Here is a 15,292-nt window from a genome sequence, read left to right as displayed (position 1 = left end):
CCCGGATGATTTCAGTCGGAGCTGGTCTGCCTGACCTGCCGCAGGACCCGGTTGAACTCCAGGCGGAGGGTTTTCGCATCTGGTCTTTGTCTCGAAAAAGCAGCACGGAAAGCGCGTTCCTGGCCAACAACGCCCGGTATAGACTCGACTTGTGACAGCTCAGGATACTGCTTTTGATATTTTTGGATGAGGTAATTACATGCCGTCTGCTCGCAGATAAAGAGGTCAATTCTGTCCAGCGCAACCAGGCGCAGACCTGACAGGTCTGGCTGTTCCTGGCTGACCGTCATCACCCTGACCTCCGCCTCTTTCAGCCAGTTCATGAATTCCGGGGCGTAACTGTAGGAAGCGGAAACACCGACGCGCATGTCGGCCAGGTCGCTCAGGCTTTTCCAGGAAACGTCAGAGCTCTTCCTCGCATAGAAAACATCTTTGGCAGTGCTGATCGGGGCGGTGAACAGGAAGTGACGTTGCCGTTTCGGAGACGCGGTCAAAGAGAAGAGGAGATCGGCGGAACCATTGCGAACCATAAGTTCTGCCCTGGCCCAGGGCAGAATCTGGAACTCGGGTGTATAGCCCATTCTCTGAATGACTGTACGGACGGTCTCGACATCCCGGCCGCGGAGTTGCCCATTCTCGACGTATTCGAAAGGTGGGTATTCCGTAGTTGCGGCTTTCAGAACCGGCGGCTCTGCCAGGACCGCCCCGGCAATCAACATTGGGAAAATGCTGACAATACTTCGGATCCGCATGCGTGGGGTCTCCGCATGAGTGGGTGAGTCCCTGTGTTATCCAGTGTAGCTGATAGGGGGCGGGGCGGCTTTTGCGGCTGGCATGGCTCCGGCTTTCGACGAAAACTGTTAAGCAGGCCGCGGTGTAGCAGCGTGTACTGATTTATAGTGGACTGTCCGCAGTAACAAAAATACACAAAATGCGGGGTCACGCATGAGCCATCCCTCGGCCCAGGCCGCCGGTGACAACCATATCTGCTCCGATCGGGGGCTGCCGCTGCGCCGGGTTTTGATTGTTGATGATCATCCCCTGTTTTCTCAGGGGCTGGCGGGCCTGATGAGGCATGCCTTGCTGGCCGTTTCGGTGGACCTGGCTGATTCGGTTGGCCAGGCCGTTGCAATATTGTCCGGACCCAAAGAGGTCGATCTCGTGTTGCTGGATGTCTCTCTGCAAGGTGAGACCGGGCTGATGCTGTTGCCTAGGGTGATTGCCCGAGAGCCGCCAGTACCCGTGGTGGTTATTTCCAGCTCGGAAGATGAGACCACCGTGCGGGCTGCCAGGGCCGCAGGTGCCAGGGGTTTTCTGCCGAAATCGGCGGGTCGGACGGCGCTTTTCGGTATGGTCCGGACAATCAGTCGCGGCGGCGAGTATTTCCCGGGCCGGGCGAGGCCATCGGATCAAGCCCAAATACTCACACCCAGGCAGATGGAGGTATTGTCCTTGCTGGCCCAGGGCTTTCCCAACAAGCGAATCTGTCAAAGCCTCAATCTTACTGAGCACACGGTGAAGACCCACCTGAAAGCGATCTTTACCCACCTGGGGGTGCACAATCGCACGGAGTGCGTGAGTCAGGCACGGCAGATGGGATGGCTTTAGCCGGTTGGGCGATCGCCCTGGCCTCTCGCTGTTCCTTGGGGGGCGGGACATCTACCCAGAAAGTAGTGCCAGCGCCGGGTCTGGATGTAACGCCGCAATCTCCGTTCATCATGTCGGTCAGTTCTTTGACGATGGCAAGCCCGAGCCCCAGCCCGGCGGACGTCTCACTGCCCCTGCCGCCACGGACGAAAGGTTGGAAAACCGTATCCTGAAGAGGTTCGCTCAAGCCAGCTCCATTGTCGCTCACCCTAATACGGATCATCGTCCCGAGCTGCGCCGCCGAAAGCCGAATTTCATCACCACCGCTGTGATCGGCGGCATTGACGATCAGGTTCTGCAGCGCTCGTGACAGGAGCTCGGGGTCTGCCAGTACCTGAATGCCTGATTCGGAATCTGCCAGGGTTACATGGGAGCCCTGCATGGCCGCGTGATCGCAGGTGAGCTCCACCAGTTGTTCCAATAATGGACCCAGCTCAAATACGTCGTTCTCCGGACGAATCATCCCCTCGTTGATGCGAGATATATCCAGAACGTTGCCCAAAAGCCGCTGAAAGTGGCTGACGGTTCCCTGAAGCCGTTGCACAAGGATGCGCTGGTCCGGCATGAGTCCGGCTCCGGAAAGGTTTTCCAGTGTCATCCCGATGGTATTGAGAGGCTGACGAAGATCGTGGCTGGCAACGGTGATCAGGTGGCTTTTCCGCTCACTCTCTTCCGCTGCGGACTGGTGGAGGAGATTGAGCAGTTGTTGATCCAGGAAGTGTGCCCGGTGCCGGTATTCGCTTAGCCAGGCCCCGACCATGCCGATGATGTTGGCGGTCAGCACGAAGAACAGGTTCGCCATGACCGCCCCGGGTTGCAGGCCAGTTGCCAGCTCCGCGGTCAGGTAGGCGACGATGATAATGGCAGAGGCAATGGAGGCAGAGAAAAATGGCAGGCCCATGGCAAAGTAGCCGAACATCAGCATGAGCAGCATGCCTTCGTAGGGCATCGGAAAATCCCGGAGGCGCGCGGCAGCGATTATAACCACAACACTCAGACCACCGGCCAGATAGGCGAGAGTGTAGAGGCGTTCGAAAGCGAGGTCGCCTGGCCACCGACAGTAGGATAACCACCAGGCCAGGGTAATGATTGGACAGGTGACCGATAGCCTTATGGCCACTGTAACCCTGGCCAGATCCGGCGGCAGTGTGGCCAGATCCAGCAGCACAAAGATCCCGAAAATCAGCAATCCGGCGGGGGCCACCATGCGGGCACGATCCCGGATGGTGGCAGATCTTAGTCTACGATAGCTGGCTTCGAGTTCGAGGCTGAATCGCAGACGCCGAAACCCGGCTGACTGCTGCGTTCTGATGATCTGGGTGTCCATGCAAAACCCACCTGCCTGTTTGTGGCATTCGTCAGTCTAAAGCGTCCCGCCTTGCGATGGCGGGAGTGGGCGCACATTCTGGTTAATTACTCCCCAGCATCTTCAGTCGGGCCCAGGTTTGCTGCTTGTTATCCGGGAAGTATTGGTTCAGAAGTTGAGCCTGCTGCGCTGCCTGATCCTTATCGGCCAGGCCGGAGTTCCGGAGCTGGGCGAGTGCGTTATTGTAATGCTCATAGCGGGCGTCGAAGTCCTGTCGCTCCTGCAGGTAACTGGTCACGCTGGTGGCGGCCTCCGGGGACATGCCCTGGTCCATAAGTTTCTGCCCCGCGCTTTCGGGGGAGCTTGCTGTTTCCATGATCTCGATTCGTTGCCGGTTCTCTTCGTTGCTCTCCAGAAGCCGGCGCTCGGTGCGTTGCAGCGGTTCCGGTAGCTGGTTCCGGTGCCAGGCCACCAGTGATCTCCTGGCCTCGTTGGACAGGTTGGGCCGCCGGGCGATTTCGAGCGTGGCCAGGGTGTATTCACCATAGGCTTCTTCGAGGCCGAAAAACGCCCGGTGCGCTTCCGGACTGAAGACCGCTTGTCGAAGCTGTTTCAGGTCCGTGAATGCCTTGTTCAGCATTTCCTGCTGGTAGGCGGGATCATTTTGCCGGGAAGGGTCGAGCGCTGTGTTTTGCATTGCCAGCGCCTGTTGTTTGTAGTTGAGGTATTGATCGAGCAGTGCCATCGATTGTTGCGCCGCTTTGGGTGGCAGGTTGTTGGCGGCCAGTGTCCGGATCCGGTCCAGGGCTTCTTCTGGTGTCACCTCTCCCACGGTGCTCAGGAAATAGTCGAAGAAATCCCGAGTCTCGAGATCAACGATCAGCTCACCGTTGGCATCGGCCTTGAGGGCGCCGTCAATCTCGGTGCCTTCCAGCGAGGCAGCAAAGGGATCCGGCCCCAAGGTTGCAGGTGTGCTTGAGGCAATGTTGAAGGTGTTGGTTTGCTGAATATCAGTTCGGACCCCACTGGCAGACTCTGGCCGGTAATCCGGCTCAACACCCGGCTTTACCGGTGCGCTGCTTTCGGCGGCAACCTGATTGGTAAATGATGCGCCCGGGCCTACGGGCTGAGACAGCCACATCGCACCGCCGGCCACCAGGGCCGACAGTGCGATGGCGGCGAGCCATCGACGGTGCTTAAACGGACGATGTCTCATACCAACCTCACAGACCGCGATTTTTCAGACGGTTGGCCTGTGACCGGTAGAGAGTAACCGGGTTGGTCCACAGGGAACGCGCGCCAAACAGATGGTTGATCGCATCGACATGGTTCATGACGTAGTGGGTCCCGATGACGTTCCCCATTTTGGTGGAGCAAACACCGACCAGACCATCGTTGGGCTCGCTGCCGAACGCCAGGGAGGTGATGCCCAGGAACGGATCGGAGACGTCCAGGATATTGGTCCAGACGGCGCGGCCGGTCCAGGAGAAGAACTTGATGCGATTGCCGTTGATCCAGACATTTTCATCGGTACCGGAACATGAGGAGCGATTCACACCCTTCCAGCCGAGCGCATCGTTCAGGTCGGTGGTGCCTCGCGTGGTCAGGGTTTCCAGGGCGGCGACACCGTCCTGGGGGTTGTTCGAACCAGACAATGCGTTCACCAGGTCACCCAGAGCGTTGGCAATAGTCTGTGCTCCGCCTTCCACATAGCTGCCCGGAGGGAGAATGCCGCGTACGACATCCGCCACTTTCGATCCCTTGTTGACGCCATCAATGGAGGTAACAGAGGCAATCTTGTGGGGAATGAGTGAGGCCGTCACACGGGATGTCGGTGCGCCCTGGCTGTGCGCCATGAGGTTCACCTTGGAATGGCCAAGGCCGTTGACGTAGTTGGCCAGTTGCTGGCCTCGTTGCTCACTGCTGTTGACGAAGGAAACACTGGCGGAATACACGCGCGCACCGCTTCGTTCCAGGTTCCAGGGGATGGTGTGGAAGTAGTTGACCAGGCCTCCGATAGTATTGAAGCCGGTAACGCCGTGAACCAGCACGATGGGATGTCGGGTCTGGGTGTAGCCGGCGTGTGTAAAGAATGAGGCTGACAGCATGACAAGCCCCAGCGCAATGGCTGCGGTCGTTCTGATACGCATGATTAACTCCTGTTGTTTTTGTAGGCGGCCGCAAGGGTGGCGGCTATTGGTCGTTAATGCGTTGCTGATTATTCGCGCGGAAGCCTGGGCAGGAAATCGCCCATTTGGGGGAGGCAGTTCAGGAAAAGCGGTGGGGTTCCAGTTCCATGTGGAGAATGCGCTGGCCCAGCATGATGACGCGGCCGGTGTAGCGTTCCTCTCCGGTTGAGGTGAAATCGAAGAGAAATCGGCGCCAGACCCGGAGATTTCCTTCCGGATCACGCTTGAACCAGAGCCCGCGGAGGTAGACGGCATCGTCCAACAACATCACGTCCATGGTTTTGCAGTACTTACGGGCGGCCTGCAGGACGAAATCCTTGATGGCTTTGGCACGCCACCAGTACCAGATGGCAAAGCCGGCCAGAAACAGCCAAAAAAAGTTTCCCAGAGTCACGATAGCGGCAATCTTCCACAATAAATTGCGAGGTGGAGCGCCAGACTACCTTATTGTGCCGGTTCGGGGAATCGTGCCCGGGTGTCTTTCTGTGACGGGTGCCCGGGCTTTTTTGTTGTCGATAGTCAGTGGGTCGCGCTGTTGTGATCCCGTGCCAGCAAAATATAGAACGCCGGCAATACGAAGATGGTGAACAGCGTACCGATGCCTAGGCCCGCGCTGATGGTCAGGCCAATGGCGAAGCGGCTTTCGGCGCCCGGGCCAATGGCAACTAGGAGCGGAACCATGGCGAAGATCAGCGCCAGTGAGGTCATGATGATCGGGCGCAACCGGATGGCAGCCGCCTCAATCACGGCATTGACCTTGTTGAGTCCACGTTCAACCTGCAGTTGATTGGCAAACTCAACGATCAGGATTCCGTTCTTGGACACCACGCCGATCAAGGTGATCAGCCCCACCTGGGTGTAGATGTTCATGGTGGCGAAGCCAAGCACAATAAACGCCATGGCGCCGGCCACGGACATGGGCACGGATACCAGAATGATCAACGGATCCCGCCAGCTCTCGAACTGGGCCGCCAGTACCAGATAGATAACCAGCAGCGACAGGAAGAAGGTCACTACCAGGGCGCTGCCCTGGGTTGCCAGCTGACGACTCTGGCCGGTGTAGTCGTAGCTGAAGCCCTGCGGGAATACCTCGTCGGCGGTGGTGCCCATATAGTCCATGGCGGTGCCGGCAGCGACACCGGGCATGACCACGCCCTGCAGTGTGAGCGAGTTCAGCTGATTGAACTGGGTGCGATTGGAGGGCTCCACGTCATGCCTGAAACTGACCACGCTGCCCAGCGGTACCAGGTCGCCGGTATCGGTGCGGATGTAATAGTCATTCAGCGCCTGTTCATCCAACCGGAATTTCCGGTCTACCTGTGGAATCACCTGGTAGGACCGGCCCTCCATACTGAACCGGTTAATGTAACCGCCACCCAGCATGCTGGAAAGTGACTGGCCAACGTCCTGCATCGACAGGCCCAGGTCCGCCACCCTGTCACGATCGACATTGATGCGGGTAACAGGGCGATCGAAATTGATCGATTTTTGCAGGAACATGAAATTGCCACTGCCCATGGCCTTGCCCAGCAACTCGTCCGCAACCTGGTTAAGCTCTTCGTAGCTGTTACCAGTGGTGATCACAAACTGGAATGGCAGGCCGCCACCCGAGCCCGGCAGGGAAGGTCGCGGGAATACGGCAGTTTGCAGGCCCGTGACCTTTTTGAGCTCGGCGTTCAGGGTTGGCTGCACCTCGGACTGGGACACCTCACGCTGACTCCAGGGCGCCATCTTGAAACCCCCGAATACGGCGTTGGGGCCGGTGAACCCAATGATCATGAAGTCCTCGTTATAACCCGGGAGCTTTGACATCCGGTTCTGGATTTCATCGCCATGCTCCTGCAGGTAATCCAGCGTCGATGTTTGTGGGCCCAGTCCCTGATAGAACAGGATACCCTGGTCCTCGGTGGGCGCCAGTTCACTCTTGCTCATCATGGCCATGAAATAGATGGATCCCAGTACCACAAAAGCGAAGAAAATCACCACCGATTTGGTCTGCATCAACGAACTGAGTGCGGCTTTGTAGCCATTTGAGAGGCCGTTGAAGCTGCGCTCCACCAGGCTCTCAAACTTGCCCGGGTTGCCGTGGGGTTTCAGTACCTTTCCGGACAGCATCGGCGACAGGGTGAGGGCGACAATGCCTGAAATAACGACCGCGCCGGCAAGTGTGAACGCGAACTCGGTGAATAGGGAGCCTACCAGTCCGCCCATGAACCCGATCGGCGCATAAACCGCCACCAGTGTTGTGGTCATGGCAATGATCGGTACGGCCATTTCACGCGCGCCATTGATTGCGGCGTCGAATCGAGACTCGCCTTTTTCGATGTGCCGGTGGACGTTTTCCACCACGATAATGGCGTCGTCCACTACCAGGCCTATGGCCAGAACCATGGAGAGCAGGGTGAGCAGGTTGAGTGAAAAACCGAACATCAGCATTACAAAAGCGCCACCAATCAGCGACAGCGGCACTGCCACCGAGGGCACAATGGATGCGCGGACCGAGCCAAGGCAGAGGAATACGACCACGAGCACGATGACCAGTGCCTCGAGCAGGGTCTTGATAACCTCGTTGATGGAGTCCTCGATGAAGTCCGAAGCATCATAGGCCAGCCGGACATCGAGTCCCGACGGCAGTTGGCTCCGGATGTCCGGGAGCGCGCCTTTGACCAGTCCGGCAACCGTCAGAGGGTTGGCTCCGGGTGCAAGTTCGATAGCGACATAGGTGGCCGGTTTGCCTTTGTACAATGCCAGCTGGTCGTAGGATTCCGAGCCAAGTTCCACTCTTGCAATATCCTGCAGGCGGATCTGGGTGCTGCCTGACTGTTTCACCACAAGGTTTCGGAACTGGTCGGGGTCAGCGACATCGGTGTCGCTGGTCATGCTGATGGCGGTGTACTGGCCTTTGGTGTTGCCCACCGCGGCCTGATAGTTATTGGCGCGCAGTTTGGCGACCACTTCTGGCGGGGTCATGTCGACCGCAGCCAGTCGCTCCGGATCGAGCCAGACCCGAAGCGCAAACTTACGTCCAATCAGCTCGGCCTTACCGACACCCGAAAGCGCCTGGAGTTTTGGCTGCACCACCCGGGTCAGGTAATCGCTGATCTGGGGAACCCCCAGCTCGTCGCTGTAAAACGCAATGTACATGAGCGCGGTAGAGTCCCCGGTGGTGGAAGTAATAACCGGGTCCTGTGCTTCTGCGGGAAGGACGTTGCGCTGGCTGGCCACCTTGGCCTGAATCTCGGCCAGGGCCGCATTGGCGTCGTAGTTGAGCACCATTTTGGCTTCAATGGTAGAGATGCCCTGGGAACTGGTCGAGGTCAGGTAGTCGATACCACTGGCTTCAGCAATGGCCTGCTGGAGCGGTGTGGTTATAAAGCCCTTGATCAGGTCAGAGCTGGCACCCGGATAGGCCGTGGTTACGGTAACCGTGGTGCTCTCAAGCTCGGGGTACTGACGAATTTCCATCTCCATCGCTGCCCGGGCGCCGAGCAGCAGGATCAGGAGGCTGACCACCGTCGCCAGAACGGGACGGTGGATAAAGATATCGGTAAATCGCATTATTCAGGCGCCCCCTGCGACTTCGCGGAATCGTCCTGAATCTCAACTGACTGGCCAGCACGCAAACGCAGCAGCCCCTTGGAGACGACGGTTTCACCCTCGTTCAGGCCGGACAGGATGGCAACCCTGCCGTCACGGGTTTCACCGGAAGTAATGGAGCGGCGATTCACGACCAGATTACCCTGATCGTTCTTTTCCACCACGAAAACAAAGTCACCGTAGGTGTTGTATGAAACCGCCGTGCGGGGCACGGTAATTACCTCATCATCCTTGGGCTGACGAGTCATCACCGTGGCAAACATGCCCGGGCGCAAGAGATGCTCCCGGTTGTCCAGGGTGGCGCGAATACGAACGGTGCGGGTTTCCGGGCTCACGGAAGTATTGATCGCACTGACCGTCCCTTCAAACTTCTGGTCAGGTACTGCCGCAACGGTCGCAATGACCGGATAGCCGTTCCCCACATTCTGCAGGTTCTTCTCCGACAACGTGTAATCCACGTAAATGGGGTCCAGCATGTTGATTTCCACGATCGCCGTGCCAGTTGCGATGTATTCGCCCTGGTCGACCAGGCGGATGCCCAGTCTGCCATCAAAGGGCGCACGAATGATTTTCTTGCTGAGCTCGGCTTCAGCCTCGTTGACGCGCGCGCGGGCGGCATCGAAATTGGCCTTGGCTTCATCATACTGGGACTGGGAAACTGCGCGCTTGGGCAACAGGTCGGAGACCCGCTTGAACTCCTGGTTGGCCAACTGGGCTTCGGCTTTCCGGGTCCGAAGACCGGCCTGGTCAATGGCAGAGTCGATACGGATCAGGACGTCGCCCTCTTTGACACTGTCGCCGGACTCAAAGTTGATGGCTTCGATTACCCCCGGGACTTCATTAGCGACATTGATACCGTTGACGGCTTCAATGCTGCCAACCGCTTTTATCGCCGGTGTCCACAGCTCGGTCCTGGCTTTCACTGCAGAGATCTGGGCCGGTGGTTGTGGCTGGCCCATTTTCTCGCTCATCTGGTCAAACTGGTAAAACTTGTAACCAAAAATGCCGCCAAGGACGACACCAAGGAAGATGATAACGATCACGAAGCGGGAGGCAGTGCGCATAGTTGAAATCCTGGGAATCGGTGTTCGTTCTGAGTCAGAGCAACATAAGAGAAAGGGGACGGTTGACCTGCGATCCCTTGCCGATCAGTTGCGGGCAGTGTTCCATGTGAGTCTGGGAATTAGTTCTATTCCGTAAAGCATAGCATCCTACAAAAGTCAGTGGGGCTTTGTCACCGCTTTCTCGGCATTTACGGATAGTTTACCGGATTGCGGTGGCTGCTTTTTCGGAAAAACGACTTTGATTGCAGGATGCTGGTATTTTCACCGGAGTCAGTGACAGAATTACGGCTGTACTCTAGCTAAGGATCAACCTATGCAGTGGATTCTCGGCATCGCTCTGGCGGCCGCAGTTTTTGTTGTGCTTAAACAATGGGGCGCGTTGACGCCGGAAAAGAAAAAGTCCGCCATCTGGAAAGTTGTCCTGGTCGTCGGTGCTGCGCTTCTTCTGTTCATGGTCCTGACCGGAAGGGTGCATGTCCTGACCGCCGCCGTTGCCGCCTTGATTCCGCTATTGCGCAAGCTTCCGGGGCTATTAAAATTTGCGCCTGCGTTCAGGCAGCATCTGGGGACAGGCGACGGTAACCGGGCTGGAAGCGACTCCAGTGAGGGGCAAACTGCGGCTCATGGCAATATGTCAGAGCAGGAAGCCTGTGAGGTGCTGGGTGTTCGCAGGGGGTGTAGCGAGGAAGAAATTGTCCTTGCCCATCGCCGTTTGATCCAGAAGCTGCACCCGGATCGTGGCGGCAATGACTACCTGGCGGCCAAGATCAACGAAGCCAAGAGTGTCCTGATCCGACCCTACCGTACCTGATGCCTAAGGTAGTATCTCGACCTTTACCTCAAAGCTCCGACTTTCCTGCTGATTGCTCTTCACGCTGTAGGTAATGCCAGATTGCTGCCGGCTTGAGCTTGTAGCCGTGCTGCCGAGGGAAACCCATTGCCCCGGCTCCACCCGCCGGATGGTTACTACCGCCTCGGTTTCATAACCGGGCAGGGCGGCAGGGTCTTCCTCGAAGGAGACAATATTCACTTCAATGGCCCTGTCAGAAATCACCTGGGGGCTCACCAGGAAACCACTTCGGGTCTCGACCTGCTCAAGAAACGCAGCCGGATTGCGGCCGCCGCGAATCGCGATGGGCAGTGTGCGAACCTGGCCTGAGGTGATATGGGCCGACTGTCCATCCTGGACGATGACTGTTCGTTCACGGGTGTTGCCAGTGGTGGTTACCTTTCGTTCGACGGTGACGCCTACCTGGTTTCCGGAGGCGGATAATCCGGCACCGGACCGTTTGCCGCCGATGTCTTCCCGGGAGCGCACGGTGATTCGTAGCTGTGCAGGTGCCACGTCCATGGTGTCAATAAGAGTGCCGATTTCGTCGAGCAGTTGCGCCTCAGCCCTGACAACAACCTGTTGCCCCCGGGCAGTTACTGTGACCGGAGCATTCTGATAGAGCTCCCGTATCTGGGTGGCAACATCGTCCGCTGGGCGATTCTGCAGTTCATAAATACGGGCTTCTGCTTGGGCCATTCCGCTGAGGGAAAACAGGCAGATTGCCAGCAATGCCATCAGGAGCTGATGGATTCTGGTCGCTCCCTGCCATGGAGGATTGGTCTGTTTCGTTGTCATTTCTGCTCCCGACCCGTTACTGAATTTTAAAAAATTCCGGGCAGTGGGTTGCCAAGTTGAAAACCGGGGGTATATATTGGAAAGCATGAAGACGACACATGCGACCTGTCAATTGAATGTTCTGCAAGCTTTCGGTGAGAAATCGATGGCTGCGGTCGCTGCTGTGTTTTTCTGGTGGCTTGGTTATGGCTTTTATTTTAGCCAGAGCCGGGGCCGCCCATAAGATCTTCATCGACCGAATAACGAGGAAGGCAGCCCGGCAGAAACCCAGGCTGCCACCGGACTCTAAAAAGCCCCGACTGGTAGCCCAGCCGGGGCTTTTTTGATTCTGACACAGGGAAACGGGAACACTCATATGAACATGCCACCAAGCACCGATGTGCACAGTCAGACCGCGTCTGCAGCCGCACTTGCCGAACGTGAGGAGGTGGCCCTGCCAACGTCCGAGGGGTTGCGTCAGCAGTTACCGGTTGGTGAACACCTCGCCTCGCAGATCGCAGCGCATCGTGGGGCCGTCCGCCGGATCCTGCGTGGGGACGATGCCAGAACGCTCCTTGTGATGGGGCCCTGTTCAATTCATGACGAAGTAGCGGCACTGGAATATGGAGAAAAGCTGAAAGCACTGGCGGATGCGGTGAGTGACCGTTTTCTCATTGTTATGCGAGCCTATCTCGAAAAACCCCGGACCACGGTTGGCTGGAAAGGTCTGCTCTATGATCCGGAACGCACCGGCTCAGGGGATCTTAACGAGGGGCTGATTCGTTCCCGTCGACTCCTGCTTAACCTCGCCGGCATGGGGTTGCCTGTGGCCACGGAGGCTCTGAGTCCTTTCGCCATGGATTATCTGGGAGATCTCGTTAGCTGGACCGCAATCGGCGCACGGACCACGGAGTCCCAGGTGCACCGGGAAATGGTCAGTGGCCTGTCGATGCCGGTGGGTTTCAAAAACGGAACTGATGGAGGCGTGGCGGTTGCCACAAATGCCATGAAGTCGGCCGCCCACCCTCACCATCACATGGGTGTCTCCGCCACCGGCGCGCCAGTGATGATTACCACCCGGGGGAATCCCGATACGCACCTGGTGCTGCGGGGCGGACGAGGTATCACCAATTATGATGCGGACAGCATTGCGGAGGCGGTCAGGTCGCTGGCCGATGCCGGTCTGTCCACGGCAGTCATGGTGGACTGCAGCCACGACAATGCCTGCAAAGAGGTTGAGCGCCAGCTGGACATCGCCCGGGACGTCATGGCCCAGAAGCAGGCGGGCAACACCAATGTGAGGGGGCTGATGCTGGAGAGCTTCCTTGAACCCGGACGTCAGGACGATGGTGATGACCTGACCTACGGCTGCTCCATTACCGATCCATGCCTGGGGTGGGCCCAGACGGAGGCTCTGATCCGCTCACTGTAGATAGCAGGAGCTGACCGGCCAGCAACAGAAGCACGCCGCCCATGAGACGGTCAAGCCAGTGCCCAAACCGGCTGAAGCCCCGGCGGACGCCCGGTAGCGTGAAAAACACCGCTACCAGTGCAAACCACAGCGCTGTTGCTGTCGCCATATAAATGCCGTACCCGGCTTGCAGTTCAATGGGGGTGCCAGGGCTGATGACCACGGAGAATAACGATACGAAAAACAGTGTCGCCTTGGGGTTCAAAGCGTTGGTGAGAAAACCCAGTCGCACGGCGGCGAACCCGGATTGTGACACACGAGGACCTGTTTGCACCTCGATGTCACTGGCTCGTGCGCGCAGACATTGCAGGGCAGTCCAGGTCAGATAAAGCGCACCTACCATTTTCAGGAGGTTGAAGAGCCAGACGGACTGCTGGATGACAAGCCCGATACCGAGCAGTGAGTAACCCACATGCACGAGAATGCCAATACCCACACCGAGAGCAGTCAATAGAGCATTCTTTCGGCTCTGACAGAGTGCCTGCCTGAGCATCACCGCAAAGTCAGGTCCCGGGCTGGCAACGGCCAGCAGATGGACCACGGCCACGGTCAGAAATTCCGGCCAATAGTTCTGCAACTCTGGTTCCCCCTGTTTTTTTGTTATCCCGGAGGGCATAGGTTAAGCCAATTGAGCACTGATTTCCCCTTTCTTCCTGTGGTGACAGGTATCACAGCGTCGTGTCGGTACCTCTATACTGGTGAGATCGGATAGAGAATCATCAGGCTGTCCTGCAGCAATAGCCATTCAGAGGAGAAGCGTTTATGGAGAAGCGAGAGGTTGATGTCGCCATTATTGGTGCCGGCACCGCCGGCATGGTGGCGTACCAGCGCGCCCGCAAGACCACTGACCGGGTGGTCCTGATCGAGGGGGAGCAATACGGAACCACTTGCGCCCGGGTAGGCTGCATGCCGAGCAAGCTCCTGATCGCAGCGGCGGAAAATGCCCACCAGATGGAACTGGGGCCGTTATTCGGTGTCACCGCCCGTGACATCTCCATAGACGGTAAGGCGGTTTTGGCGCGGGTTCGAAAGGAGCGTGACCGTTTTGTTGGTTCTGTCATCAAATCCGTGGAAGGTTTTCCCGAGTCCCACCGGATCCTCGGCCATGCCCGGTTTGCAGGTCCGCACCTGCTGATCGTGAAGACTGCAAACGGTCAGGCCATGGAAGTCGAAGCAAAGCGAATCATCATAGCAACTGGCTCCCGTCCGAATATCCCCCGGTTTCTCAAAGAGGCGAGGGACCGGTTGGTTGTGAACGATGATCTGTTTGAATGGCAGGATCTGCCGGAGTCAGTGGCGGTGTTTGGCCCCGGGGTCATTGGCCTGGAGTTGGGGCAGGCACTGAGCCGGCTTGGCGTGCGTGTGAGGATGTTTGGTGTCGGTGGTGCTGTTGGTCCAATCAGGGACGAGTCTATCCGGGACTGTGCGCTCAAGGCATTTAATCGTGAGTTTCCGTTAGATCCGGATGCGGACGTCAAGCACGTGGGGCGAACGGACGATGGTGTCAGCGTGACGTTTATTGACCCTGTTGAGGGGCAGGTCACCGAAACCTTTGATTACCTGTTGGCTGCGACGGGGCGTCGGCCAAATGTTGATGGTCTGGATATTCAGAATGCGGATATTGAACTCGATGAAAAAGGTATGCCGTTATTCGACCCTCATACCCTGCGCTGTGGGGATAGTCATATCTTCATTGCTGGTGATGCCAACAGTGCCCTGCCTCTGCTGCACGAGGCCGCAGATGAGGGCCGCATCGCCGGCGACAATGCGGCAGCCTACCCGGATGTGCGAACCGGGCTGCGCAAGACTCCGCTATCGGTAGTGTTTACCGATCCACAGATTGCCTCGGTAGGTCTGACGATTGATCAGGTCAATGAGCAGTGCCGCGGTTGTTTCGCCGTGGGTGAAGTCTCCTTTGCAGATCAGGGCCGGAGCCGGGTCATCGGCAAAAATGAGGGGTTGCTGAGGGTTTATGGTGAACACGGGAGTGGACTGTTCATGGGAGCCGAAATGTTTGGACCTGCGGCAGAACACATTGCTCACCTGCTGGCCTGGTCGGCCCAGCGTCGGTTGACGGTCAGTGAGATGCTGGAGATGCCGTTTTACCATCCGGTGATTGAGGAGGGTTTGCGGACTGCGCTGAAGCAACTCAACCGAAACCTGAGCATAGGGCCGGAACCGGCAGACGGATGCCTCGAGTGCGGACCGGGGGTTTAGCCTGACATGCCAAGATCATTGTCATGAAAGAGGTGTGTCAAAACCGAGTTGGTCGCCTTTGTTCTTATGGTTTTCGGCCGGTTTCTGTGTCGTGAGAGGTTTCTGAATTAAATGCCGCTATCACCTGTATTGACGAACTAAACTTCACAGAATTCAAATTGTTGCGTTAATTTGTCATGAAGTTCACGTCGACGG

General features: G+C 57.6%; 13 protein-coding genes. 4 read left to right on the top strand and 9 right to left on the bottom strand.

Annotated features, from left to right (window positions below):
- Positions 1-11 precede the first annotated feature (11 nt).
- Positions 12-752, bottom strand: a complete 741-nt coding sequence (locus KFJ24_RS13280; RefSeq protein WP_250831571.1) for a substrate-binding periplasmic protein — start codon at positions 750-752, stop codon at positions 12-14.
- A 193-nt stretch (positions 753-945) separates the two neighbouring features.
- Here KFJ24_RS13280 and KFJ24_RS13275 point away from each other — a divergent pair, with 193 nt between their 5' ends.
- Entirely contained in the window at positions 946-1,608 is a 663-nt protein-coding gene (locus tag KFJ24_RS13275) for a response regulator transcription factor (RefSeq protein ID WP_250831570.1), read from the top strand.
- Here the strand turns inward: KFJ24_RS13275 and KFJ24_RS13270 are convergent.
- The 6 genes from KFJ24_RS13270 to KFJ24_RS13245 form a co-directional block, all read right to left on the bottom strand.
- Positions 1,541-2,974: a sensor histidine kinase gene (locus KFJ24_RS13270; protein ID WP_250831569.1), complete on the bottom strand. Its 1,434-nt coding sequence runs from the start codon at positions 2,972-2,974 to the stop codon at positions 1,541-1,543. The two genes, KFJ24_RS13275 and KFJ24_RS13270, sit on opposite strands and share 68 nt — an antisense overlap.
- Positions 2,975-3,056: 82 nt before the next feature.
- A complete protein-coding gene (locus KFJ24_RS13265; RefSeq protein WP_250831568.1) occupies positions 3,057-4,169 on the bottom strand; it encodes a lipase secretion chaperone in 1,113 nt (370 codons plus the stop codon).
- A 7-nt stretch (positions 4,170-4,176) separates the two neighbouring features.
- Positions 4,177-5,103, bottom strand: a complete 927-nt coding sequence (locus KFJ24_RS13260; protein ID WP_250831567.1) for an esterase/lipase family protein — start codon at positions 5,101-5,103, stop codon at positions 4,177-4,179.
- A 118-nt stretch (positions 5,104-5,221) separates the two neighbouring features.
- On the bottom strand, positions 5,222-5,536 hold the full coding sequence (locus KFJ24_RS13255) for a DUF3301 domain-containing protein (protein ID WP_250831566.1): 315 nt from the start codon (positions 5,534-5,536) through the stop codon (positions 5,222-5,224).
- 125 nt (positions 5,537-5,661) lie between these two features.
- On the bottom strand, positions 5,662-8,700 hold the full coding sequence (locus KFJ24_RS13250) for an efflux RND transporter permease subunit (RefSeq protein WP_250831565.1): 3,039 nt from the start codon (positions 8,698-8,700) through the stop codon (positions 5,662-5,664).
- Positions 8,700-9,803, bottom strand: coding sequence for an efflux RND transporter periplasmic adaptor subunit (locus KFJ24_RS13245; protein ID WP_250831564.1), 1,104 nt, complete (start codon positions 9,801-9,803; stop codon positions 8,700-8,702). Before KFJ24_RS13245 ends, KFJ24_RS13250 begins: the two co-directional genes overlap by 1 nt.
- 313 nt (positions 9,804-10,116) lie before the next feature.
- Here KFJ24_RS13245 and KFJ24_RS13240 point away from each other — a divergent pair, with 313 nt between their 5' ends.
- Positions 10,117-10,614, top strand: coding sequence for a J domain-containing protein (locus KFJ24_RS13240; RefSeq protein ID WP_250831563.1), 498 nt, complete (start codon positions 10,117-10,119; stop codon positions 10,612-10,614).
- A 3-nt stretch (positions 10,615-10,617) separates the two neighbouring features.
- Here KFJ24_RS13240 and KFJ24_RS13235 read toward each other — a convergent pair whose 3' ends face one another.
- On the bottom strand, positions 10,618-11,430 hold the full coding sequence (locus tag KFJ24_RS13235; protein WP_350455577.1) for a secretin N-terminal domain-containing protein: 813 nt from the start codon (positions 11,428-11,430) through the stop codon (positions 10,618-10,620).
- Between the two features lie 355 nt (positions 11,431-11,785).
- Between KFJ24_RS13235 and KFJ24_RS13230 the strand changes: the two genes are divergently transcribed.
- Complete coding sequence (locus KFJ24_RS13230; protein WP_250831562.1) at positions 11,786-12,841, top strand: 3-deoxy-7-phosphoheptulonate synthase; 1,056 nt, start codon at positions 11,786-11,788, stop codon at positions 12,839-12,841.
- Here the strand turns inward: KFJ24_RS13230 and KFJ24_RS13225 are convergent.
- Positions 12,786-13,496, bottom strand: a complete 711-nt coding sequence (locus KFJ24_RS13225) for a LysE family translocator (RefSeq protein ID WP_434968015.1) — start codon at positions 13,494-13,496, stop codon at positions 12,786-12,788. The genes KFJ24_RS13230 and KFJ24_RS13225 overlap by 56 nt on opposite strands.
- Before the next feature lie 146 nt (positions 13,497-13,642).
- Between KFJ24_RS13225 and KFJ24_RS13220 the strand changes: the two genes are divergently transcribed.
- Positions 13,643-15,097 carry a dihydrolipoyl dehydrogenase gene (locus KFJ24_RS13220; RefSeq protein ID WP_250831560.1) on the top strand — a complete coding sequence of 485 codons (1,455 nt, stop codon included), beginning with the start codon at positions 13,643-13,645 and terminating at the stop codon, positions 15,095-15,097.
- The last annotated feature ends 195 nt before the right edge of the window (positions 15,098-15,292 follow it).

Source organism: Marinobacter sediminum (assembly GCF_023657445.1).
In the GTDB taxonomy this organism is placed as follows: Bacteria; Pseudomonadota; Gammaproteobacteria; order Pseudomonadales; family Oleiphilaceae; genus Marinobacter; species Marinobacter sediminum_A.
This window is presented reverse-complemented; position numbering and strand designations above follow the sequence as displayed.